The 22,657-nt window shown below is 70.5% G+C and carries 18 protein-coding genes and 1 pseudogene; 5 read left to right on the top strand and 14 right to left on the bottom strand.

Going from position 1 to position 22,657, the window contains the following annotated elements; all coding sequences use genetic code 11:
• The first annotated feature begins 111 nt into the window (after nucleotides 1-111).
• The 4 genes and pseudogenes from rsmG to ABZ374_RS28050 all read left to right on the top strand — a co-directional run bounded on the left by rsmG (nucleotide 112) and on the right by ABZ374_RS28050 (nucleotide 3,570).
• Nucleotides 112-864: a 16S rRNA (guanine(527)-N(7))-methyltransferase RsmG gene (rsmG, locus tag ABZ374_RS28065; RefSeq protein ID WP_360315837.1), complete on the top strand. Its 753-nt coding sequence runs from the start codon at nucleotides 112-114 to the stop codon at nucleotides 862-864.
• 268 nt (nucleotides 865-1,132) lie between these two features.
• Nucleotides 1,133-2,041, top strand: a pseudogene (locus ABZ374_RS28060) (ParA family protein); the annotation flags it as partial.
• A gap of 20 nt (nucleotides 2,042-2,061) precedes the next feature.
• Entirely contained in the window at nucleotides 2,062-3,180 is a 1,119-nt protein-coding gene (locus tag ABZ374_RS28055; RefSeq protein ID WP_360315819.1) for a ParB/RepB/Spo0J family partition protein, read from the top strand.
• Between the two features lie 150 nt (nucleotides 3,181-3,330).
• Nucleotides 3,331-3,570, top strand: coding sequence for a hypothetical protein (locus ABZ374_RS28050; protein ID WP_360315816.1), 240 nt, complete (start codon nucleotides 3,331-3,333; stop codon nucleotides 3,568-3,570).
• On the opposite strand, the gene ABZ374_RS28045 is transcribed toward ABZ374_RS28050, so the two are convergent.
• From ABZ374_RS28045 to ABZ374_RS28005, 9 genes are all read right to left on the bottom strand, one after another.
• Nucleotides 3,563-4,741, bottom strand: a complete 1,179-nt coding sequence (locus ABZ374_RS28045; protein WP_360315813.1) for an N-acetylmuramoyl-L-alanine amidase — start codon at nucleotides 4,739-4,741, stop codon at nucleotides 3,563-3,565. The two genes, ABZ374_RS28050 and ABZ374_RS28045, sit on opposite strands and share 8 nt — an antisense overlap.
• A 229-nt stretch (nucleotides 4,742-4,970) precedes the next feature.
• A complete protein-coding gene (trxA, locus tag ABZ374_RS28040) occupies nucleotides 4,971-5,297 on the bottom strand; it encodes a thioredoxin (protein ID WP_360315810.1) in 327 nt (108 codons plus the stop codon).
• Between the two features lie 52 nt (nucleotides 5,298-5,349).
• Nucleotides 5,350-6,297 carry a thioredoxin-disulfide reductase gene (gene trxB / locus ABZ374_RS28035; protein ID WP_360315808.1) on the bottom strand — a complete coding sequence of 316 codons (948 nt, stop codon included), beginning with the start codon at nucleotides 6,295-6,297 and terminating at the stop codon, nucleotides 5,350-5,352.
• A gap of 165 nt (nucleotides 6,298-6,462) precedes the next feature.
• Entirely contained in the window at nucleotides 6,463-7,368 is a 906-nt protein-coding gene (locus ABZ374_RS28030; RefSeq protein ID WP_360315806.1) for a zf-HC2 domain-containing protein, read from the bottom strand.
• The gene (gene sigM, locus ABZ374_RS28025; protein ID WP_360315804.1) at nucleotides 7,365-8,102 is read right to left on the bottom strand and encodes an RNA polymerase sigma factor SigM; all 738 of its coding nucleotides are present in this window, start codon (nucleotides 8,100-8,102) and stop codon (nucleotides 7,365-7,367) included. The genes ABZ374_RS28030 and sigM overlap by 4 nt, the downstream gene beginning before the upstream one ends.
• A gap of 57 nt (nucleotides 8,103-8,159) precedes the next feature.
• Nucleotides 8,160-10,034 carry a protein kinase family protein gene (locus ABZ374_RS28020; protein WP_360315802.1) on the bottom strand — a complete coding sequence of 625 codons (1,875 nt, stop codon included), beginning with the start codon at nucleotides 10,032-10,034 and terminating at the stop codon, nucleotides 8,160-8,162.
• A 518-nt stretch (nucleotides 10,035-10,552) separates the two neighbouring features.
• Nucleotides 10,553-13,243: a murein biosynthesis integral membrane protein MurJ gene (murJ, locus tag ABZ374_RS28015; protein WP_360315800.1), complete on the bottom strand. Its 2,691-nt coding sequence runs from the start codon at nucleotides 13,241-13,243 to the stop codon at nucleotides 10,553-10,555.
• Between the two features lie 52 nt (nucleotides 13,244-13,295).
• The gene (locus tag ABZ374_RS28010) at nucleotides 13,296-15,716 is read right to left on the bottom strand and encodes a DUF6049 family protein (RefSeq protein ID WP_360315798.1); all 2,421 of its coding nucleotides are present in this window, start codon (nucleotides 15,714-15,716) and stop codon (nucleotides 13,296-13,298) included.
• The gene (locus ABZ374_RS28005; protein ID WP_020557160.1) at nucleotides 15,713-16,174 is read right to left on the bottom strand and encodes an NUDIX hydrolase; all 462 of its coding nucleotides are present in this window, start codon (nucleotides 16,172-16,174) and stop codon (nucleotides 15,713-15,715) included. The genes ABZ374_RS28010 and ABZ374_RS28005 overlap by 4 nt, the downstream gene beginning before the upstream one ends.
• Nucleotides 16,175-16,303: 129 nt before the next feature.
• Here ABZ374_RS28005 and ABZ374_RS28000 point away from each other — a divergent pair, with 129 nt between their 5' ends.
• Nucleotides 16,304-17,788 carry a CCA tRNA nucleotidyltransferase gene (locus ABZ374_RS28000; RefSeq protein WP_360315795.1) on the top strand — a complete coding sequence of 495 codons (1,485 nt, stop codon included), beginning with the start codon at nucleotides 16,304-16,306 and terminating at the stop codon, nucleotides 17,786-17,788.
• Between the two features lie 64 nt (nucleotides 17,789-17,852).
• Here the strand turns inward: ABZ374_RS28000 and ABZ374_RS27995 are convergent, their stop codons facing one another.
• The 5 genes from ABZ374_RS27995 to ABZ374_RS27975 all read right to left on the bottom strand — a co-directional run bounded on the left by ABZ374_RS27995 (nucleotide 17,853) and on the right by ABZ374_RS27975 (nucleotide 22,535).
• Complete coding sequence (locus ABZ374_RS27995; protein ID WP_360315793.1) at nucleotides 17,853-18,497, bottom strand: hypothetical protein; 645 nt, start codon at nucleotides 18,495-18,497, stop codon at nucleotides 17,853-17,855.
• Nucleotides 18,498-18,641: 144 nt separating this feature from the next.
• Nucleotides 18,642-19,040 carry a hypothetical protein gene (locus tag ABZ374_RS27990; protein ID WP_360315791.1) on the bottom strand — a complete coding sequence of 133 codons (399 nt, stop codon included), beginning with the start codon at nucleotides 19,038-19,040 and terminating at the stop codon, nucleotides 18,642-18,644.
• Nucleotides 19,041-19,282: 242 nt separating this feature from the next.
• Complete coding sequence (locus ABZ374_RS27985) at nucleotides 19,283-20,602, bottom strand: MFS transporter (RefSeq protein WP_360315789.1); 1,320 nt, start codon at nucleotides 20,600-20,602, stop codon at nucleotides 19,283-19,285.
• A 145-nt stretch (nucleotides 20,603-20,747) separates the two neighbouring features.
• On the bottom strand, nucleotides 20,748-21,827 hold the full coding sequence (locus ABZ374_RS27980; protein WP_360315787.1) for an inositol-3-phosphate synthase: 1,080 nt from the start codon (nucleotides 21,825-21,827) through the stop codon (nucleotides 20,748-20,750).
• A gap of 48 nt (nucleotides 21,828-21,875) precedes the next feature.
• Nucleotides 21,876-22,535: a PadR family transcriptional regulator gene (locus tag ABZ374_RS27975; RefSeq protein ID WP_360315785.1), complete on the bottom strand. Its 660-nt coding sequence runs from the start codon at nucleotides 22,533-22,535 to the stop codon at nucleotides 21,876-21,878.
• Between the last annotated feature and the right edge of the window lie 122 nt (nucleotides 22,536-22,657).

Raw genomic sequence — 22,657 nt, 5'->3', positions numbered from 1 at the left:
ATCGACTCGGCCGCGGCCGCCGCGGCGGCCAACGACAGAGGCTTCTTTGCCAGGTCCACGTACCGGCGCGGGCCACCCGTCACGGGTGGGGCCGGCGCCGTTCCTGGGATGATGTTCCACGTGAAACGTCAGGACGACACGACCCCCGACCCGCCGGTGGACGAGCGCGCGCCCGAGGCGCCGGAGGCGGCAGGTCGCCTCTTCGGTGCCAACCTGGACCGCGCGATCCGCTATGCCGATCTGCTGGCCGGGCCCGGTGTACGCCGGGGCATGGTCGGCCCACGCGAAGTCGGCCGGCTCTGGGAGCGGCACCTGCTCAACTGCGGGGTGGTCGCCGAATTGATCGCGGAGAACGCGATCGTGCACGACGTCGGTTCGGGCGGTGGCCTGCCGGGCATTCCGCTCGCGCTGGTGCGGCCGGATCTGCGGATCACCCTCGTCGAGCCGCTGCTGCGGCGCACCACGTTCCTCGACGAGGTGGTCGAGGAACTCGGCCTCGACAACGTCGAGGTGCTGCGCGGGCGCGCCGAGGAACTGCGCGGCCGTACCTCCGCCGACGTGGTCACCGCACGAGCGGTGGCGCCGCTGGCCAAGCTGGCCGGGTGGGGTCTGCCGCTGCTCGGCTCCGGCGGCGAGATGCTCGCGCTCAAGGGCGACTCGGCCGCCGAGGAACTCCTGGAGTCCGAGGCGGACTTGCGCAAGCTCGGCGCGGTGTCCTGGACGGTCGCGCACGCGGGTGCCGGGATCGTGGACCCGCTGACCACCGTCGTCCGGGTCCGGATCGGCACCGTGGTGGCCAAGGAGTCCAAGGCGGCCAAGGCGCGACGGGCCGCGAAGGCGACCAGGCGGCGTCCCGGAAAGTAGTGCGTCGCCGGGTTGGGCCGGACGGCTGAAACGCCGTTCCTGCCCGCTCGGGGTGTGTCGTGCGCGTCGCGCCATCGCCGCACCCGGGATCGTGTTTCACGTGAAACGCCTTCCGTGGAAACGCTTCTACTCACCTGAGGCGCGCCGGAACGTGACACCCTCTGAGGGTGCCGCCGCAGTGCGTGGTCATTCCGTCGGCCCGAGTTCCCATGTCGCCGCGGCAGGAGAGGAGAGTGGACCGTTGCCGTCCGAGTATCCGACAGCCTCGATGCCGGCGCCCCGAGTGGGTGCCGTCGTCGACGTTTCACGTGAAACAGAGGCACCCGGTATCGAAGACACGCCCATCGCCCGAGCGGCCCGACAGGCCGTCGAGACGATGGGTCGTGCTTCGGAGGGGCTGCCACGCCCGGAGCGCACCCGGGTCATGGTGGTCGCGAACCAGAAGGGTGGCGTGGGCAAGACCACGTCGACCGTGAACCTCGCGGCGGCGTTGGCGATGCACGGCGCCCGGGTGTTGGTGATAGACCTCGACCCGCAGGGCAACGCCTCCACGGCACTCGGGGTGGACCATCACGCGGGCACACCGTCGATCTACGAGGTGCTGGTCGAGGGCCGCGACCTGGCCGAGGTCGTCCAGCCGGTACGCGACGTCGAGGGCCTGTTCTGTGCTCCGGCGACGATCGACCTGGCCGGTGCCGAGATCGAACTCGTCTCGCTGGTCGCCCGGGAGAGCCGGCTCCAGCGCGCCATCGCGTCCTACGAACAGCCGTTGGACTACATCCTGATCGATTGCCCGCCCTCGCTCGGCCTGTTGACGGTCAACGCGCTCGTGGCGGGCGCCGAGGTGGTCATCCCGATCCAGTGCGAGTACTACGCGCTGGAGGGGCTCGGGCAGCTGTTGCGCAACGTGGAACTGGTCCGCGCGCACCTGAATCCGAACCTGGCCGTGTCGACCATCCTGCTCACCATGTACGACGCGCGCACCCGGCTGGCCTCCCAGGTGGCCCAGGAGGTGCGTGACCACTTCCCGGACGAGGTGCTGCCCACCGCGATCCCGCGCTCGGTACGCATCTCCGAGGCGCCCAGCTACGGGCAGACGGTGATGACCTACGATCCGGGCTCCACCGGGGCGTTGTCGTATCTTGAAGCGGCTCGGGAGATGGCGCTGCGCGGTGTGGCGAAGGCGAAGGAGGAAGTATGAGCGGACAACGCAGAGGACTGGGCAAGGGCCTCGAATCGCTCATCCCGGCCCGACCGTTGAAGCCGTCCTCCTCCGCGGCGGCGACCCTGCGCAAGATGGCGGAGATAGCGACGGACGAGTCGGCCCTGTCGCCGACCTCGGTCCCGGTGCAGGATGCGCCGAAGGCCGAACCGACCGCACCGGCCGCGCTCTACGCCGAACTCCTGGTCGACCTGATCGTGCCGAACCCGCGCCAGCCGCGCGAGGTGTTCGACGAGGAGGCGCTGGCCGAGCTGGTCCAGTCGATTCGGGAAGTCGGGGTGCTCCAGCCGGTCGTGGTCCGCTCGACCAACGAGGGCACCTACGAACTGGTGATGGGCGAGCGGCGGTTGCGGGCTTCCCGGCTGGCCGGGCTGACCCACATTCCGGCGATCGTCCGGGTGACCAACGACGACAAGCTGCTGCTCGACGCGCTCCTGGAGAACCTGCACCGCTCCGAACTCAATCCGTTGGAAGAGGCTCTGGCCTACCAGCAGTTGCTGGAGGAGTTCGACTGCAAGCAGGAGGAGCTCGCCGATCGCATCGGTCGCTCGCGGCCGCATCTGACCAACACGATGCGGCTGTTGAAGTTGCCGATGGAGGTGCGCTCGAGGGTCGCGGCGGGCACGTTGCTGGCCGGACACGCACGGGCCTTGCTGGCGCTGGAAGAACGCCCCGACGAGTTGATCAAGCTGGCCAAGCGGATCATCGCCGAGGGCATGACGGTGCGGACCGTCGAGGAGATCGCCCGCTCGATCAACAACGAGGGACCGGCCAAGTCCAAGGCGCACAAGCCGCGCGCGGGCCGGATCGTCGCGCCCGCGCTGAACCAGCTCGCGGACCGACTCAAGAACCGCTTCGAGACCGAGGTGAAGGTCGTCCTCGGACAGAAGAAGGGCAAGATCGTCGTCGAGTTCGCGTCGATCGAGGACCTGGAACGCATCCTGGCGTCGATGGCGCCCGGTGAGGGCGACCACTTCGCCAAGCGGTTGTCGGAGCCCGAGGTGCCCGGCCAGGCCGGGCCGGTGCGCGAGGGCGCGGAGGCGGCGGACGAGGCGTCCGTGGACGGCGCGGAATCCTCGGTGTTGGTGCCGTAGTCGGCACGGGAAACACCCGGGAAGGGGCTCGCGGTCGTTGACCGCGAGCCCCTTCCTTGCTTGTGTTTCACGTGAAACGTGCCGCCGGCTCGGCTGCGGCCGGGTTCCGCGCGCACGTTTCACGTGAAACGTGGCACCCCTGGAGGGCCGATGAGGTCGATGCGTTGGATCGTCGCGGGTCTGGGCGTGGGTGCCGTCGGCGGATTCGTCGGCGGGTTGCTCGGCGAATCCCCGCGTTCCCGGATGCCCGGCCGGGCGCCGTGGGCGCCGGGTGGGCCCGCGATTCCGGTCCATGCGCTGCCGCTGGGCTCACGCCGGCCGGTGGATCGGGTTGTGCTCGACGAGTCGGTGCTCGCTCGGGCGAGGGCCAGGGCCGGTCGGCTCAGGTGAAGACGGGCAGCCGCAACATGCCGGTGGGCACGTCCTCGTCCGGCGGCAGATAGAGCCGCTGGAGGGCCACCACGATCGACTCGGCGGCGTGGTCGCGGAATTCCGAGTCGGCCAGTCGGGCCGCGTCGTCCGCGTTGGTGAGGTAGCCCAGTTCGATGCGCACGGCGGGCATCCGGGTGCGCCGGAGCAGTGTCCACGCCTTGCCGTGCGTCCGGCCGTCGACCAGGCCGGTGCGGGCCACGAGTTCGCGTTGTACCAGGCTCGCGAAGTGCTCTCCGGTCGGCGAGCGTCGCCCGTACCGGTCGCTGCCGCTGCCGTAGTAGTAACTGGAGACGCCACTGGCCCGCGGGCTCGCATTGCGGTCCGCGTGCAGGGATATCACCAGGTCCGCGTCGGTGGCGTTGGCGAAGGCCGCGCGGTCCTCCTCGCCGACGCCGTCGGAGTCCAGGCCGCGGGTGAGGTACGCCTGGACGCCCAGGGCGGACAGTCGGCCCTCCAGTCGCCGGGCGAGGTCCCACACCACCTCGGCCTCGCTCAGCCCGTGCGCCACCACGCCCTGATCCGCGCCGCCGTGCCCCGGGTCGATCACCACGGTCTTGCCGGCCAGCGAGGGGCCGGAGCGGTGCAGCAGTTCGGACTCGCGCATCGCGTGCGGTTGCCCGCCGACGACCGTGCGCGCGAGCCGGTCGAGGGCTCGGAACGTGGCCGGTCCACACGTGCCGTCCGCGCCGAGTCCGTAGTTGCGCTGGAATTCGCGCAGCGCGCGTTCGGTGGCCTGGCCCAGGATGCCGTCCACCCGGCCGCAGTCGAAGCCCATGTCGAGCAGCCGCTGCTGGAGGGTGGCCACGTCGTCCCCGACCGTCGGGTGACCGATCGAGTAGGACAGCATGCGGTCGCCGAGGCGCCATCGTGCCTCGTCGAGGTGACGGTAGGTCTCCGGGCCGACGATGCCGTCCACGGTCATCGCGCGCTGCTGCTGGAAATGCCGGACGGCGAGGTCCACGGAGTCGTCGAACACCGCGTCCGCGTAGCCGCCTTGGCCGCTCGCGTCGCCGCTGCCGACGACGGCATGGGCACCGGCGGGCAGGAGGCCGAGCAGCACCAGTTTGGACCTGATCTCGGCCACTGCGGGGCCGGTGTCACCGCGTCGGTACCGCCGCTGCATGGTCATGGAAAGAAGTCCTCCCGAGTTTTGACGCAACACTCGATCGTACGCGCGCATACGGTGCTTCCCGTACCGGAGTGGGGCTCTCGGGGCCCGGATTCCGGCCCGAGCGGACGATCTGCCGCCGTGGGTCGCCCGCCGGCCGTCGATACGCCCTGACACGCGCGAAGGGCGCTCCCCGGTTCCGGGAAGCGCCCTTCGTATGCCCGTGGGCCGCCGCGTCGAACGGGTCGACTCAGACGTACTCGGCGAGCTCGCGCAGCAATGCCGCCTTCGGCTTGGCACCGACGATCGTCTTGACGATCTCGCCGCCCTTGAAGACGTGCAGGGTCGGGATCGACAGCACGCCGTAGCGGGTGGTGATCTCCGGGTTCTGGTCGATGTTCAGCTTCGCGACGGTGAGCGTTTCACCGTTCTCGTCCGCGATCTGCTCCAGCGCCGGGGCGATCTGGCGGCACGGGCCGCACCACTCCGCCCAGAAGTCGACGAGCACTGCCTTGTCGCTCATCAGGACGTCGGTGTCGAAGGTCTTGTCGGTGACGGTGACGGTGGCCCCGGCCATGGTTGCTCCTCGGTGTGCTCGGGTGGAAGGACGTTACGGACGAGTGGGTGGGTCAGGCGCCGGTGCCGTCGGCGAGCGAGGCGAGGTAGCGCTCGGCGTCGAGGGCGGCGGCGCACCCGGTGCCGGCGGCGGTGATCGCCTGCCGGTAGGTGTGGTCGACGACGTCGCCCGCCGCGAAGACGCCGGTGAGGTTGGTGTGCGTGGTCGGCGCGTCGACCTTGATGTAGCCCTCGTCGTCCAGCTCGATCTGACCCTGCAGCAACTCGGTGCGCGGGTCGTGGCCGACCGCGATGAACAGGCCGGTCACCGCCAGGTCGCGCAGTTCGCCGGTGGCGGTGTCGCGCAGCTTGACGCCGGCGAGCTTGCCGTCGCCCACGATCTCGGCGACCTCGCTGTTCCACGCGAACGAGATCTTCTCGTCGGCGAACGCCCGATGTTGCATCGCCTTGCTCGCGCGCAGCTCGTCCCGACGGTGGATGACGGTCACCGAGCGGGCGAAGCGGGACAGGAACGTGGCTTCCTCGATCGCCGAGTCGCCACCGCCGACCACCGCGATGTCCTGGTCCCGGAAGAAGAAGCCGTCGCAGGTGGCACACCAGGAGACGCCCCGGCCGGACAGCGCGTCCTCGTTGGGGAGGTTGAGCTTGCGGTACGCCGAACCGGTCGCCAGGATCACCGCGTGCGCCTGGTGCACGGTGCCCGCGCCGTCCGTGACGGTCTTGACGTCGCCGGTGAGGTCGACCGCCACGACGTCGTCCGGAATCAGCTCGGCGCCGAAGCGCTCGGCCTGCTTGCGCATGTTGTCCATCAGATCCGGACCCATGATGCCGTCCGGCCAGCCGGGGAAGTTCTCGACCTCGGTGGTGTTCATCAGTGCGCCGCCCGCAGTGACGGCGCCTTCGAAGACCAGCGGCTTCAGGTCCGCGCGTGCTGCGTAGACGGCGGCCGTGTACCCGGTCGGACCCGATCCGATGATGATCACGTTGCGGACGTCGCTCACGCTGAGCCTTTCCTGGTTCCTTGTCGAGCCTCGTGCCGTGGCCGGCGTCGGCTGTGCGGGTCTGCGAGCCCCGCGCCCCGATGAGATGCGGTGTCTCGTTCGACAACGGATCCTAGGTGCGCACCATTCCCGGGTCCCAATGCCGCGAGCAAGGCGTGCCGGGGATCACCCCCGGGGGACCACCGTGGCGAGCAATACGGAGCCGGTGAGCGGGCCGGACGGGCCGGTCGAGAGTTGCGTCGAGCAGGACGCGTCCACGATGTACACCCGGACCCGGTCGGCACTCGGGCCGTTCAGGACCACCACCCAGGCCGGCTTGCCGGCGTAGCTGCCGTTGTCGACGGCCAGCGCCCGGGCGGCGTCCGGTCCGACCGCGGCGGCGACGCACCCGGGCAGGTCGCCCAGGGATGTCGCGGCGGTGCGGCGCAACAACTGCGAGACCTGGTCGGGCAGTCCGGCGGCCGTGTACTCCCGGGGGGCCGCGATGGACGGCTTCAGCGGCGGTTGTGCTTCCGAGTTCGCGGCGCCCGGTCGCTCGTCCGCCTTGCCGGACGACGCGGACTTGCCGGGCTCCGGTGCGGACGCGGCGGACCGGTCCCGGGCGGCGGCCGGCTTTCCGGCGGACTTGTCGTCGCCGCCGGTGCCCACCACGACGGTGACGCCCAGGGCCACCGCCGCCACCGCGGCCGCCGCGAGCAGCAGCGGGCCGCGACGCCGCCGTCGGCGGGCGGCGTCGAGGGGGACGACGTTGTGATCGAGCGGGTGCGGCGCGGCGGGCGGCGCCTGCGCGGGGGGACCGCCGAAGGGCATCCCCACGGACGGTGCCTCGGCGGGTCGCGGGGGCGGGAGCGCGGCCAGCGCGAGCGCGTCGTCGATGCGCGCGATCACGTCGGCCGGCATCGGCTCGACCGGCTGCCCGCCGAGCAACTCGCGGACCTCGGCCAGCGCGTCCCGAGTGTCGCGACACTCGGCGCACTCGGCCAGGTGCGCGTCCAGGGCGCTCGCCTGCTCCGGGGTGAGCAGTCCTTCGACGAGGTCGGACAGCACCTCGACGTCGATGTGCCCGCTCATCGTGTGCCACCTCCCTCCATGCTCGTGCCGCCCGCGTCGGGGGCCGGATCGCCCGTTCCCGGTCGGTCGTCCGTCGATGGGACGGATTGTCCGGCTCCGGGGTTCCCGGCCGGTCGGGGCGGTCCCGCCTCGCGCAGGTGCCGCACCAGCGGCAGCAGCTTGGCGCGACCGCGGGCACAGCGGCTCTTGATGGTGCCCGAGGCGACCCGGAGGATCCGGGCCGCCTCGTCGACGGGGTAGCCCTCCATGTCCACCAGCACCAGCGCGGCCCGCTGCTCGGCCGGCAGCGTGGCCAGTGCGGCGAGCACCGCCGCCCGGGTCTCGCCGCGGATCGCCGGGTCCTCCTGGACGGGCGCGGGCAGCCGCTGGTCGAGGTCCTCGGGCAGCGGTACGGCCGGCCGGGCGGCGCGACGCCGGGCCCGGTCCAGGCAGGCGTTCACCACGATCCGGTGCAGCCACGTCGTGACGGCCGCGCGGCCCTCGAACCGACCTGCGGCACGGTAGGCGGACACCAGGGCGTCCTGGAGGGCGTCAGCGGCTTCCTCGCGGTCCCCCAGCGTGCGCAGCGCCACCGCCCACAGCCGATCGCGGTGCCGACGCACGACTTCGCCGAACGCGTCGGGGTCGCCGGCGGAGTGTCGGGTGAGCAGATCGGCGTCGGTGACATCCGCATACGCCGATCCGGTCTGCTCGGTGCTCACCGCCTGCCTACCTCCCCCTGGGCCCGGGGTCATCCTGGCACGGGCCGCCGGCCGGTCGCAGAGGGGTTCGCCTCGATCGCCCGGAGGGGGTCAATCGTTGACGGTGAAGGTGACTTCGCGCCAGGCGTTCTGATGGCCGGGGGTGTAGATGTGGTAGCCGTCGACGTCTTGCAGGACCTTGGGCATCGCGGTCATCAGCACCAGCACGTAGCGGGTCTTGGTGGGGTTGTCGCCGGTCATGTTCAACTGGGTGCCGTCGGTCGACTTGCTGCCGATGGTGACCTTGTAGGCGTCCTGGTTCGTCGGCATCGTCGATCCGGCGCCGGGTGCGGCTTTGAGGGTGATGGTGGTGGTCGGCCCACCGGCACCGAGCGCGATGTTCACGCCTCGTACGTCCATCGGCTCACCGAGGTCGTAGACGATCCCGTATCCCGTGCGCCCGTTGTAGTCGACTTTCGGGCCGTCCTTCATCATGTTCGTCTGCCAGTAGGTCTCGCGCTTGCCGTCGTGGGTCTTCACCACGTTTTCGGCGTCGGTCGGTGCGCCGCCGATCGAGATCTCCGTGCCGGTCTTCGGCGGGACTTCCTTCGTGGTCGGCGGCGTCGGCGGTTTCTCGGTCGGCGAGTTCGACGCGCCACTCTGCCGCTTCAACGGCCCTTCCTTCTCTTCCCCGTCGCCCGCATGGCTGGCCACCTGCCACGTCACCAACACGATCGCGAGGACCACCAGCACCGCGACCGCGCCCTTGACCGCCGCGCCGAACCGGCCGCCCAGCGGGGGCGGCGGTGCGACCGGGGGACGGATCGTGCCGTTCGAACCACCGTTGTAGCCGCCCGACGTGTAGACCGTCCGGGTCGGCGTCGGCGTGTAGACGGGGTACTCGTCCTGTTCGGGGCCGCCGACGATCTCGCCCTGCTCGGGCGGATGGATCTCCGGGATCGCGCCGATCGCCGCGGACAGTTCGCCCGGTGTCCCGAACGCCGGTTCGTGCTTGACCTCGTGGCCCAGCGCGCGCATCGTCAGCGCGGCCAGCGTGTCGTCCACGCCGGCCCGGATCTGGCCGGGCGCGCACAGCCTGCCGCCGGTGAACGGGGCGGCCTGGAGGCCGTATTCGGTGCCCTCGACCCAACGCCGGGTCAGCGCCGCGTACATGAGCCTGCCGACCGCGTGCGTGTCGTCGCGGGCCGCGTCGGTGGTGTCGTGCCCGTACAGGGCCGCCTCGACCGCCAGGCCGACGATCTTGTACTGGCCGGTGTGCATGCGCAGCACGTTCTCCGGCGTGAGCCGCAGGTGCGACAGGCCGGCCCGGTGCGCCACCGACATCGCCTGGGCGATCGCGCGGGAGAGTTCGTAGACCTCGTGCGGCGGCAGCGGCGCGCTCTCGAAGACCTTGGTGAGGTTGTCCGCGTCGGGCAGCCACTCCTTCACCACATAGATCAGGCCGTCCTGTTCGGCGCAGTCGAGCACCTGGACGAAGCGCGGGTCGCCCATCAGCGCGGCGGCGCGGGCCGCGGCGATCACCGCCCGGCCGTGCTCCCCGCCGGCGGGCACGATGTGCACGCCCACCGCGCGCCGGAGCTTCTCGTCGACGGCGCGCCAGGTCTCGCTGCGGCCGTTCTGCGACAGGCGGTGTTCGAGCCGGTAGCGGTCGGCCAGTCGGGTGCCGCGACTGACTCGCGGCGGGGCGGGTGCCGCGGCGGGCGCCGGCTCGGCCGACTCGGACCCGGTGGTCTTTTGCGCGGCCGGCTCGGGTTCGCTCGGCGTGCCGGCCCGGGGGGTGGTCGCGGTGGGCTTGGTGCGCTTCGCCCTTTGGTGCGTTGCCGGTTCGTCCTCGGCCGCGTCGTTCGCGGCTGCGGCCGGCACGTCCCCGGAGGGGGCTTCGGCGGCATCGTCCGCGACGTGCGTGGCGTCCGCGGCCCCGACCTGGGTCTCGGCCGAATCGCCGTTCGCAGAACCGCCGTTCACGGATCCACCGGTTGCCGTGCCGGCCTCGGCGGAGGCGGCGATCCCGGATCCGACTTCTTCGGTCGCATCGGGTTCGGGCTCGACGCCGACGGGCACAACCGTGGTGGTGTGTGCGGAGATCTTGCCGTCCGAACCGACCAGTTCACCCGACTCGGTGTCAGAAACCTTTGTCGGTACGGGATTTGCCTCGTCCGTCGCTAGGTCGACGGATCCTGCGGTTCGGTCCGTCACCTCGGCCTCATCCTCCTTGTCGGCGTACTCATCGTAGAGGTGAGGCATCTCGGGCCGTTGGTCAGGGACAACCTCTACACACCATGAGACTCTCGAACCCCGGTTCGGGTTGCCTCATGGCAAGATCCGTAAGGAAACCGAGACCGGCGTAAGGGGAGCTTTACCCCCGTTTCGGTGTCCGGCACACCCTCACTCGCCCATGGTGGTACATCCCACAGCGATCCGCCCGCCGAATTCCCGGGGCGGGAACGCGGCGGGCGGGGGTCCGTCCGGGGTCGAGCCGGCGGTCAGCGGCCGAGCCGGCCCTTGATCATCCCGGTCATCGCGGTCATCTCCTCGACCCGCATCCGGTTGGCCGCGACGAAGAACACGGCGAACATCGTCACGATGCCCGCGCCCACCGCGATCGCCGAGCCGCCCATGCCCGAGCCGAAGTGACCCGTGCACACCCGGGCCACGAAGAACGCCGCGACGCCACCGAACGCGGCGGCGATCAGCAGCCGGGTGTAGGTCCGGGTCACCCGTCGGCCGTCCAGGTCGCCGAGCCGCTTCTTGAGCCGCTGTGCGGCCAGCACCACGCCCACCAGGTAGGCGAGGCTGTAGCCGCCCGCGATGCCGACACCGGCCCACTTGGTGGGCAGCGCGACGAACGCCAGGCCCGCGAACGCCGCCTGGGCGCCCGCGATCCACACCGTGTTCAGGAAGGGCGTACGGGTGTCCTCGTACACATAGAACCCGCGCAACAGCACGTACTGCGCCGAGTACGGGATCAGGCCCAGCCCCAGCGCCATCAGCATGTAGCCGATCCAGTGCGCGCTCTGTTCGCCGGTCGGGGCGAAGATGAACCCGCCGATGTCCCGGCCCAGCGCCACGAAGATCGCCGCACACGGGATCATCGCCACCGCCGACAGGCGCAACCCGGAGGAGATGTCGCCGCGCACGCTGGCCAGGTCGCCGTCGGCGGCGGCCCGACTCATCCGCGGCAACATCGCCGTCATCACCGACACGGTGATCACCGCCTGGGGCAACTGCCAGATCAGCAGCGCGCTGCTGTACGCGGTGAAGCCGACACCGAAGTGGATGTTCTCGTTGCGCGCGTTGGTGTCGATCGCGGTCGCGAGCTGGGTCACCACGAGGTAGCCGGCCTGGTTCGCGAGCACGAACAGGAACGTCCACTTCGCCAGCCCCAGCGCCTTGCCCATCCCGGAGCCGCGGAAGTCGAAGCGCGGTCGGAACCGGAACCGGGCCGCCTTGAGATACGGGATCATCGCCATCGACTGCACGACCATGCCCAGCAGCGTGCCCAGGCCGAGCAGGCGGATCTCGTCCGGGGTGATGGTGTCCGAGTTCTGCCCGGTGTTCTTCTGGGTGCCGGCCACCCAGATGTAGAGGCCGAACGTGGCGATGATGACGATGTTGTTCAGGACCGGGGTCCACATCATCGGGCCGTAACGTTCGCGCGCGTTGAGGATCTGGCCGAACAACACGTGCAGGCCCATGAAGAAGATGATCGGCAGGCAATAGCGCGCGAAGGTGATCGCGAGCTCGTAGTCCTGGTGGTACTTGGCCAGCGAGTTCGCGAACGCCCTGATCAACAACGGCGCGCCGAACCAGGCCAGCACGACCAGGGCGAGCAGGGCGCTCATCACCAGGGTCAGCAGGCGGTTCGCGTACGCCTCGCCACCGTCGTCGTCCTGGCGCATCGCGCGCACGAGTTGCGGGACGAAGACCGCGTTCAGCGCGCCGCCGCCGACCAGGATGTACAGCAGCGTCGGCATCGTGTTCGCGACGTTGTACGTGTTGGCCAGCACCGCGGTGCCCAGCGCCGCCGCGGCGACCAGGTTGCGGGCGAAGCCCGTCATCCGGGACACGATCGTGCCCGCCGCCATCACGGCGGAGGACCGCATTATCCCGCCGAGCTTGCTGCCCTTCTTGCCCTCGCCGCCGACCGGGATGCCGGCCATGCGCTCCTCGGCGCCCGAACCGGGCATCCGGTAGACGGGCGACGTGGACGGGTTCAGCGGGACCGGCGGGGCGTCCAGGACCGCGCTCGCGGACATCGACGCGGCCGCCGCCTCGGCCCGGTGCTGGGTCTCGTAGCGCTGATACGCCTCGGTGTACGAGGGCATGCCCGCGATGTCGCCGGCGAGGCCGAGGTTGATGCCGGTCAGCGTCTGGTCCATCAGCCAGCCGCCGGGCCGGTCGTAGTCGCCCCAGCCGCCCTGCCCCTGCTGCGGGCTCGGCTGCTGCGGCACGTACGCCTGCTGGTGCACCTGCTGCTGGTGTTGCTGTTGTGGCTGCTGGTAGTTCTGCGCCGGCGGGGCCTGGTGCTGCTGCTGGTACGGGTCGCCCGAGCCGTATCCGCCGCCGCCGTACTGCTGTGACTGGGCGGACGGGTCGTACGGCGAGGACGGGTCGTGCTGCCCGCCCGAGTATTGGCCGCCCGAGTACTGGTCACCCGCGTACTGGCCGCCCGAGTCGTACCGGGCCGGGGCCTCGGGGGTGAAGAGCTCGTCCACGCCCACGTACGGGTCGTTCGCCGGCGGATCGCTCAGCTCGTCCCGGAACCACGCGCCGCCGCCCTGGTCGGGCTGCTGCTGCTGCGGAGGCGGCTGCTGCTGCGCGTACGGGTCGTAGCCGCCCGCGTTGGATCCGGAGCCGTACGGATCCCCGTAGCCCGCCTCGGGCCCGGAGCCGTAGCCGCCCTGCCCGGAGTAACCCTGCTGCGGGTATGCCGCGGGCTCACCGTAGCCCGGCTGCGGGGCGTTCGGGTCGACGTATCCCGGCTCACCCGGCCGTGCGTACGGATCCGGCGGCTGCGCGGCATAGGGATCGGCCGGCTGTCCGTACGGATCGACGTACTGCTGCAGGTACGGGTCGGCGGGCGGCCGACCCCGGTAGGGATCGTCGTGCGCGCCGTCGTCCGGCTCGGCGGAGCCGCCGGTGTACGGCTGACGTTCGTCGCTCCGGTCGCTCATGCGGGCGGGCCCTCGTCTTCTCGGTCAGGTTGAGTGTCCGGTGCCCACTTTCTCATTCGGGGCGGTCGGTCGTGGATCCCGATGGTGTGTGTCCGTGCGGGTCGGCCGGATCCGGGGGTCCGTTCCCGCCGGCGTAGGGGGCCGCGAAGTGGGCCGGCGGCCACCCGGATGCCGGTCGGATCGGGTCCGGATCGGTGTCCGGCGAGGAGCCGGCGTCGAACGGCGTGTCGTGGCCGTCCTCACCATCCTCGTCGTTCGTATCCCCGGCAAGGGCCGCCTCCCGACGCTTGCGCAGGAAGGCCCGCAGCGAGAACACCGCGAGCAGGAAGGCGAGGCCGCCGATGATCCACCGGGTCAGCGCGTCGATCGTGGTGGTGTTGACGAAGAACGATTCGGGCGTCTTGACCGAGCGTCCGTCCGTGGTGAGCAGTTGCACGTCGACCATGACCTTGCCGTTCGCGGCCGACTTCGCCGTGATCGGCACCTCCCGGCGGCGCCCGTCGGGCACGGTCACGGTGATCGGATCGCCGAGCTTGAGCCGGTTGGGCTGATGCGAGGCCGCCGCGATCGTCACCGTGATCGGCTGCTGGAGGTTGTTCACCACGGTGACCGGGATGTTGCCCTCCTCGCCGGACAGCGTCACCCCGGTTCTGCGGATGATGTAGACCAGCGATTGCAGTTCGCGCAGGCCGCGGGTGACGCCGAGCCGATAGCGGTCCATCCCCTGCGGGTCGCCGCGCCACTCGGTGGACAGCAGGCGCAGCAGCGCGGGGTTGAACGGGCCGGTCACCCGCTCGGGACGGGTCAGGATCGAGGCGAAGGTCTGCATCGACCGGACCAGGTTGTCGGTCTCGGTGAGGTACTGCATGGACGGCTCGCTCTCGCGGACCGCCTTGGGATAGCCGGCGAGCTTGCGCGCGGGCAGCGGGGCGGGCTCGGTGGCGAGCTCGGCCAGGGTCGCGCCGCGGGTCCAGTCGGCCGAGGCGTTGAGCACGTCCTTGAGCACGCCGGCCAGCGAGGCGTCCATGGTGCGCGGCGGGGCGATCAACAGGCTGCGGGCGGGCTTGACCGAGGGCTCCTGGAGCACGATCGTCAGCAGCTCGGCCAACAACTGCTGGGTGGTCAGCACGCCCTGCCCCGGCGCCTTGGTGTCCTGGGCCAGGATCTTGTCGATGTCCGGGTCGGTGACCAGCGCGGTGCCCTTGTCGCTCCCCGGCAGGGCGGCCGTGGCCAGCGGGGTGACCTTGAGCTCCCTGGTCGGCGGCAGGGACGCGCCGGAGGCGATCACGGTGCTTGCCCCGGTGCCGTTCGCGAGCTGGACGATCGAGGAGTCCAGCGCGCCGCCGGCGGGCCAGGCGACGTCGGTGCGCACCGAGCGGCCCAGGGTGCGCTGCATGACGGTGGCGGATTCGGCCAGGGCCTCGCTGAGCTGCGGGCGCAGGTCGGCCTTGTTCGCTTCCAGGGCGTGCGCCACCGCGGCCAGATCGGTGTCGGCGTACGGCAGGCCGATCACCGGCTGGGTGCCGAAGCCGGCCTTGAGCCGCTCCAGCCAGCCGGCGGCGACCTGGCCACCGCCGCCGGCGAGCGTGTTCGTGAGCTCGTTCGGCGTCGCCTTGGTGGTGTCCTCGTCGCTGGGGGTCTTGCCGTTGCGGGACTTCTTCGGCTTGTCGGGATCCAGGCTGCCGGGCGGCGCGACCCGATAGCCGCCGGCCATCTCGGCGGCGGAGTCCACCAGTTCGGGGTCGACGGCCCAGTCCACCTTCATCCCGGTACCGATGCTCACCAGGTCGTACAGGCGCCCGCCCGGGGCGAACTGCGCGGCGAGGTCGTCGTCGCGGAACACCGGTGTCTGGTTCTCGTCGCCGAGCGTGGTGCCGTCCCGGTGCGGTCGGTCGACCAGCGGCCAGACCGTGGCGATGCGCAGGTCCTGGACGTCCTTGAGGCCGTTCTTGGGAATCCACGGCAGGAAGGTGCGGGCCGCGCCGGCCGTCCGGCCGCCGATCCTGGCCTCGACCCCGAGCGGATACGCGCCGGCCGGGCCCAGCCGCAGCGTGTCGGCGCCGACGGTGAAGGTCCACGGCTGGGTCGCGCCCGGGGCCAGGTTGTGCAGCACGACCGGCTTGGGATCGCGCAGCAGGGTGCCGGTCGACTGGGCGTCCTCGGGCGAGCTGATGCCGCTGCGGAAGAGCGGCTCGGAGGTGCGCACGCGCACCGCGACCTCCATCGAGTCGATCGGCTTGGTGCCGGTGTTCAGCACCCGACCCTCGATGGTGACGGTCCCGCCGGCCTTGGCCACCGGGGTCATCTTGGTGAGCAGGACCTGGATCCCGTCGCCTTCGGCGGCGCGCGCGGCGGTCGGCGGGAGCATCCCGAGCAGCCCGGCGGCGAGCACCAGGGCCAGTATCAGCACGGCGAGCGTCCGGCCGCGCAGCAGGAGAACCCCGGTTCCGGGCCGGGATCGGCGATCGCTCACGCGCTGTCCGCCAACAACTCCGGGGCGAGCGTCACCAGGCGCCGCTCGTCGGGGTAGGCGAGGCGCGCCGTGAGCGCGCCGAGCGGAACCCAAGCCACCGCTTCGACCTCGATGTCGTCGTCCGACAGATCCCCGCCCGCCGCCTCCATGAGGTAGTGGTGGACGGTCTTGTGCACCCGCCGATCCGGCGCGGTGAACCAATAGTCGATCACCCCGAGCGGGGCCAGCACCCGACCTACGATGCCGGTCTCCTCCTCGACCTCGCGCAGCGCGGCGTCGACCACGCTCTCGCCGTTTTCGATGTGTCCCTTGGGCAGCGACCACAACAGCCGGCCGCGACGATCCCGACGCGCGATCAACGCCGCGCGCAGGGTGAGTCGATCGACCACCAGACCACCTGCCGAGGTCTCCTCGACCACCTGCAGCCGACGGCGCGGCGGCGTGGTCTCGGAAGGCATCCGCCAAGCTTAGTGCGACATGCGCCACGCCATCACGCCATGATCACCCCATCGCCCGGCCCGTTCGCGGATGCGGCCTCGGCATAATGCGCGCGAGACCCGCGGCCTCGACCCGTAACCTTGTCTCCCGTGCCGAACGCCAAGAACACACCCCATCCGGACGACCCGGCGGCCGGCGGCGAACTGAGCGCCGTACAGCGCCGCGCCGTCACCGAACTGTTGCGCGTCGCCCCCGTCGCCGACGACCTCGCCCGCCGCTTCGAGGCGGCCGGGCACACGCTCGCGCTGGTCGGCGGCTCGGTGCGGGACGCGCTGCTCGGTCGGCTGGGCAACGACCTCGACTTCACCACCGACGCCCGCCCCGAACAGGTGCTGGCGATCGTGCGCCCGTGGGCGGACGCGGTGTGGGACGTGGGGATCGCGTTCGGAACGGTGGGATGTCGCAAGAAGCTCGCGGACTCGCCGGACTACCAGATCGAGATCACCACCTACCGCTCCGAGGCGTACGACCGCACCTCGCGCAAGCCCGAGGTCTCCTACGGCGACTCGATCGACGACGACCTGGTCCGTCGCGACTTCACGGTCAACGCGATGGCGGTCGCGCTGCCCGGGATCACCTTCGTCGACCCGCACGGCGGGCTGACGGACCTGGCCGCGCGGGTGCTGCGCACACCGGGCAGGCCCGAGGACTCCTTCGGGGACGACCCGCTGCGGATGATGCGCGCCGCGCGCTTCGCCGCGCAGCTCGACTTCGAGGTCGCGCCCGAGGTGGTCGCGGCGATGACGGACATGGCCGAACGCATCGACATCGTCTCCGCCGAGCGGGTCCGGGACGAGCTGAACAAGCTGATCTGCTCCGACCACCCGCGCAAGGGTCTGGAGTTGCTGGTCTCCACCGGGCTGGCCGCACGGGTGCTGCCCGAGTTGCCGACGCTGCGCCTGGAGGTGGACGAGCACCACCGGCACAAGGACGTCTACGAGCACACGCTCACCGTGCTGGAACAGGCGATGGCGCTGGAGACGCCGGGCGAGCCGGACCTGATCCTGCGCCTGGCCGCGCTGCTGCACGACATCGGGAAGCCGCGCACGCGCCGCTTCGAGCCGGACGGGCGGGTCTCGTTCCACCATCACGAGATGGTCGGCGCGCACATGACGCGCAAGCGGCTGAAGGCGCTGAAGTACCCGAAGGACGTCACCGACGACATCACGCGCCTGGTCGAGTTGCACCTGCGCTTCCACGGCTATGGCACGGGGGAGTGGACCGACTCGGCGGTGCGCCGGTACGTACGGGACGCGGGGCCGTTGTTGGATCGGCTGCACAAGCTGACCCGGTCGGACTGCACGACGCGCAACAAGCGCAAGGCCGTCACGCTCGCGCGCGCCTACGACTCGCTGGAGGAGCGGATCGCGCAGCTCGCCGAGCAGGAGGAGCTGGATTCGATCCGGCCGGACCTGGACGGCAACGAGATCATGAAACTGCTGGAGGTGCCGCCGGGCCCGCTGGTGGGCAAGGCGTACCGGCACATGCTGGAGATGCGGCTCGAACACGGCCCGATGGACCACGACCGGGCGGTCGCGGCGCTGCGCGAGTGGTGGGCGGCGAACGGAGCCTGACGGCAACGGGAAGGGCCGGTCGATGGGGGTTGATCGCCATCGACCGGCCCTTCGTCGTCACGGCCTACGGCGTCGGGGCGACGTCGACGCCCTTTTCCTTCTTCAGGGCGTCGAAGTCGGACTGCTTGAGCATGATGGTGGAGGTCGGGTCGAACGCCTTGGCGTCCGCCAGGGTGGTGTTCGTGGTGAAGCCGAGGCAGAGCGTGCCCTTGCCCTTGCCGGTCCACTCGTAGCTCGCCACGTAGCCGTTGATCGCCTCGCACTTGTCGCTCGCCGAGGAATTGCCGAACTTGTGCAGCGTCTTCCACTTGGCGCTGGGCGAAGTGCAGTCGACGATCTTGGGCGACTCCTTGGAGCTGATTGGGCCGCCCTTCATCGTGCCGAAGCAACTGCCCGGCTTGGCGCCGGTGACATCGTCCTTGCTGAGCGCGTTCTTGGCCACGGTGCCGGCAATGACCAGGCCCCCCAGGACCACGATCGGGATGACGATCCGCTTGATCTTGCTCTTGCGCGGCGGGGGCGGCGGCGGGCCGCCGTAGAAGCCCGGCTGACCGCCCTGCGGGAAGCCGCCCGGCGGGAAACCGCCCTGCGGCTGGCCCGGCTGCTGACCCCAACCCTGCTGGGGCTGCTGGGGCTGGCCCGGCTGCTGGTTCCAGCCCTGGTTCGGCTGCTGAGGACCGTTGGGCCCGGGCGGGAAGGGATTGGACATGGGGACGATCTCCGTTGCAGGGGACTGGTGAGACAGTCCGGAACACTAGGGGTCCGGCCGGACACCCGCTGCGGGGATTCCCCTTGCACCGGTCGAATGTGAGCGGAATAACGGACATAAAGCCGCTGTCCGGCGCGCGAAGGGCTATTTTCGCGCGGCGAGACACAATACGAAGCTTTCCACGGTGGGATCCGAGGCCAACGCGATGGGATCGCCCGGCACCGAATCGCACACCCCGACGAACGTGGTCCCCTGAACCCGTTCGACCACGATGAACCGCGCCGCCGGGTCCTCGCACTTCACCGGGTCCTGGTCGATGGTCGCCTTGTCCCGCAGACAGTCGCCCTCGTGGATCCGCGGTCCGCCGTCCTCCTTGTTCACGTACCACCAGCCCCCCGCCGCCGTGCCGCCGACCAGCAGCACGGCCACCACCGCGATCAGCACCCCGCGCCCACGCCGGGCCCGCCCGCTCGGCGGGGCCGCGGCCCGGCGCGCCGCACGCCCGTCGGCCTGCGCCCGGCGCACCGCGGGCACGTGCGGCATCGACGCCTCCCGCGACGGAAGCGGGTGCCCGTGCGGCGGGGTGTTCTCGGTCCATGCCGGTATGTACGGCAGAGGATCGTTTTCACCCGAACCGGCGTTATTGGACATGGAGTATCTCCAGAGGTGCCGAAAATCGCTGGATGTGCAGGTTAGAACTTCGTCCTCGCCATTGCACTACCCGCAGGTAATTTCCTGGACATGTAGCCGAGGAAAATAAGCCGTGATCGGCAACAAAAGGGATATCAGGGCCGGCGGTCGTCCACCGGAAGGGCCGTGTCGATCACCGGAGGGTGGCGGCGCGCTGCCAGTGTGTACAGGACGCCGGTCGCCACATAGACCCCGGCCACCCCGAGCAACACCGCGGGCGAGCGGCCGTCGTCGGGCAGCCCGAGCGCCGCGACGGCGGCGGCACCCACGAACGCGACGTTGAACAGCACGTCGTAGACGGAGAACACCCGACCCCGGTACGCGTCGTCGACGGTGGTCTGCACGATCGTGTCCACGCCGATCTTGGCGCCCTGCGAGGTCAACCCGAGCAGGAACGCGCCCACCACCAGCGGCGCGAACGCGAACGGCAGACCCAGCGCGGCCTGACACACCGCCCCCACGAACGCGCACGTGCCGATCCAGGCCGCGACGCCGATCCGGGTGGTGATCGAAGGCGTGGCCACGGCCGCGACGAAGAAGCCGAGCGCGGACACGCTGACCGTGATCCCGAAGGTGGCCAGTCCCCCGTCGGTGTCGCTGGGATCGTTGAACGTATTGCGGCAGAGCAACACGGTCATCACGGTGAGCACGCCGTAGCAGAACCGCATCGCGGTGATCGCCGCCAACGCGTGCGCGGGGGCCCGACGTCGCCACACGTGCGTCGCCCCCTCGCGCAGCCCGCGAGCCACCGAACGCAGCGCGTCGCCCACCCCGGGCAACACCCGGTCCGGATCCGGCCCGAGCAGATCGGCCGGCATCGTCGCCGCGACCGCCGCCGAGCCCAGGTACAACAGCCCGGACACCAGGATCACCAGCGCGGTCGCGCCCGAACCCTCGGCCAGGAACGCGTGCACGAGCACCGCCGCGCCACCGCCGATTGCCGCCGCGACGGTCCCGGCCGTGGGCGACACCGAGTTCGCGGTCACCAGCCGCTCGGCCGGCACCACGCGCGGCAGCGACGCGGACAACCCGGCGAGCACGAACCGGTTCACCGAGAGCACCACGAGCGCCGCCGTGTAGAAGACCGCGTCCGGCACCCCGAGCAGCACCAGACCCGCGGTCGCCGCGACCAGCACCGCCCGCAGCAGGTTGCACGAGACCAACACCTGCCGTCGCCGCCACCGGTCGAGCAACACCCCGGTGAACGGTCCGACCAGCGAATAGGGCAGCAACAACACCGCGAACGCGGTGGCGATGTCCGCCGCCGAGGTCTGCTTCTCCGGCGAGAAGAACGCCTGACCCGCGATCGCGACCTGGAAGGCCCCGTCGGAGAGCTGCGAGGTCAGCCGGGTGGCGAAGAGCCGACGGAAGTCGCGCAACTTCAGCAATGAGCGCAGATCACGGATGAGGGCCACAGCGCCCACCGTAGCCGGCCCGCCGCCGAGGCCCGGATACCGCACTCGCCCCCGGGGCGGGTACGCCGAAGGCCCGGCTCCTGGAGGGGAGCCGGGCCTTCGATCACTCGGGTGCGCCGGTGCGGCGCGCGTCGAGCGGAGCGGGTCAGCGCTCGATGTCGCCCTTGATGAAGGCCTCGACGGCGTTGCGGGCCTCGTCGTCGAAGTACTGCACCGGCGGCGACTTCATGAAGTACGAGGACGCCGACAGGATCGGGCCACCGACGCCGCGGTCCTTGGCGATCTTCGCGGCGCGCACGGCGTCGATGATGACACCGGCCGAGTTCGGCGAGTCCCAGACCTCGAGCTTGTACTCCAGGTTCAGCGGGACGTCACCGAAGGCACGACCCTCCAGGCGCACGTACGCCCACTTGCGGTCGTCGAGCCACGCGACGTAGTCCGACGGGCCGATGTGCACGTTGTCGGCGCCGAGGTCACGGTCGACCTGCGAGGTGACGGACTGCGTCTTGGAGATCTTCTTCGACTCCAGACGGTCCCGCTCCAACATGTTCTTGAAGTCCATGTTGCCGCCGACGTTGAGCTGCATGGTGCGCTCCAGCAGGACACCGCGGTCCTCGAAGAGCTTCGCCATCACGCGGTGCGTGATCGTGGCGCCCACCTGCGACTTGATGTCGTCGCCGACGATCGGCACGCCGGCCTCGGTGAACTTGTCCGCCCACTCCTTGGTCCCGGCGATGAAGACCGGGAGAGCGTTGACGAACGCGACCTTGGCGTCGATGGCGCACTGGGCGTAGAACTTCGCCGCGTCCTCGGAGCCGACCGGGAGGTAGCAGACGAGCACGTCGACGGCCTGGTCCTTGAGGACCTTGACCACGTCGACGGGAGCCTCGGGCGACTCCTCGATGGTCTCGCGGTAGTACTTGCCGAGACCGTCCAGGGTGTGACCACGCTGCACGGTGACGCCCGACGGCGGCACGTCGCAGATCTTGATCGTGTTGTTCTCGCTGGCACCGATGGCGTCCGTGAGGTCGAAGCCGACCTTCTTGGCGTCCACATCGAAAGCAGCCACGAACTCGACGTCACGCACGTGATACTCGCCGAACTGCACGTGCATCAGGCCGGGGACGCGGCTGTTCGGGTCGGCGTCCTTGTAGTACTCGACGCCCTGCACCAGCGAAGCGGCGCAGTTGCCCACGCCGACGATGGCTACGCGAACCGAACCCATTCCGGTTGCTCCCTGTGATCTCGACGAAGTCGCCATGAACCGGCGACCTCAGTTGTTGGATGCGGACGGGTCCGAGGCCACGTCCTGGGTGGGGGTCCGAGGTCGGTCGGCGTCCTGCGACGCGTCGACCGGTGCCTCGGGGCCGGTGGCGTCCGGAGTGGCTCCGGCATGCCGCTCGGCGGTGATGAGCTCGTTCAGCCAGCGCACTTCGCGCTCGACCGACTCCAAGCCGTGTCGCTGCAACTCGAGGGTGTAGCCGTCGAGCTTCTCCCGTGTCCGGGTCAGCGACCCGCGCACCCGGTCGAGGCGTTCCTCGAGCCGGCTGCGCCGACCCTCGAGGATACGCATGCGCACCTCGTGGTCGGTTCGACCGAAGAAGGCGAAGTGCACGCCGAAGTTCTCGTCCTCCCAGGCCGAGGGCCCGGACTCGGACAGCAGTTCTTGGAAGTGCTCCTTGCCCTGTGCCGTGAGCTGGTAGACGATCCGGGATCGTTTGCTGCCGGCGAGTGCCGTCACCTCCGGAACCTCTTCCGCGAGCCAGCCCCGTTCGAGCAGGGACTTCAGACACGGGTAGAGGGTGCCGTAGGCGATGGCACGGAACGAGCCGAGCACGGTGTTGAGCCGCTTGCGCAGCTCGTAACCGTGCATGGGGGAGTCGTGCAGCAGGCCGAGGATCGCGAATTCGAGGACGCCACCGCGCCTGCTCATCGCTTTCCTCCATCCACTGCGACCGGACCGGACGTGGATCCGTTGCAACCGTGGGATACGGTCGCAGCCGACCTTCGTCCGGCCGGGGCTCCTGTGCCCCCGGCTCGATGTACCGGCCCGAT

This window comes from Embleya sp. NPDC005971 (genome assembly GCF_040629175.1).
GTDB lineage: Bacteria > Actinomycetota > Actinomycetes > Streptomycetales > Streptomycetaceae > Embleya.
Note: the sequence above shows the minus strand (reverse complement) of the source record. Positions and strands in the feature narration are given on the sequence as shown.

Coding starts and splice junctions, on each gene's coding strand:
- rsmG (WP_360315837.1), top strand. CDS start 112: ATGTTCCACGTGAAACGTCAGGACGACACGACCCCCGACCCGCCGGTG.
- ABZ374_RS28055 (WP_360315819.1), top strand. CDS start 2,062: ATGAGCGGACAACGCAGAGGACTGGGCAAGGGCCTCGAATCGCTCATC.
- ABZ374_RS28050 (WP_360315816.1), top strand. CDS start 3,331: ATGAGGTCGATGCGTTGGATCGTCGCGGGTCTGGGCGTGGGTGCCGTC.
- ABZ374_RS28045 (WP_360315813.1), bottom strand. CDS start 4,741: ATGACCATGCAGCGGCGGTACCGACGCGGTGACACCGGCCCCGCAGTG.
- trxA (WP_360315810.1), bottom strand. CDS start 5,297: ATGGCCGGGGCCACCGTCACCGTCACCGACAAGACCTTCGACACCGAC.
- ABZ374_RS28030 (WP_360315806.1), bottom strand. CDS start 7,368: ATGAGCGGGCACATCGACGTCGAGGTGCTGTCCGACCTCGTCGAAGGA.
- sigM (WP_360315804.1), bottom strand. CDS start 8,102: ATGACCCCGGGCCCAGGGGGAGGTAGGCAGGCGGTGAGCACCGAGCAG.
- murJ (WP_360315800.1), bottom strand. CDS start 13,243: ATGAGCGACCGGAGCGACGAACGTCAGCCGTACACCGGCGGCTCCGCC.
- ABZ374_RS28005 (WP_020557160.1), bottom strand. CDS start 16,174: ATGCCTTCCGAGACCACGCCGCCGCGCCGTCGGCTGCAGGTGGTCGAG.
- ABZ374_RS27995 (WP_360315793.1), bottom strand. CDS start 18,497: ATGTCCAATCCCTTCCCGCCCGGGCCCAACGGTCCTCAGCAGCCGAAC.
- ABZ374_RS27990 (WP_360315791.1), bottom strand. CDS start 19,040: ATGCCGCACGTGCCCGCGGTGCGCCGGGCGCAGGCCGACGGGCGTGCG.
- ABZ374_RS27980 (WP_360315787.1), bottom strand. CDS start 21,827: ATGGGTTCGGTTCGCGTAGCCATCGTCGGCGTGGGCAACTGCGCCGCT.
- ABZ374_RS27975 (WP_360315785.1), bottom strand. CDS start 22,535: ATGAGCAGGCGCGGTGGCGTCCTCGAATTCGCGATCCTCGGCCTGCTG.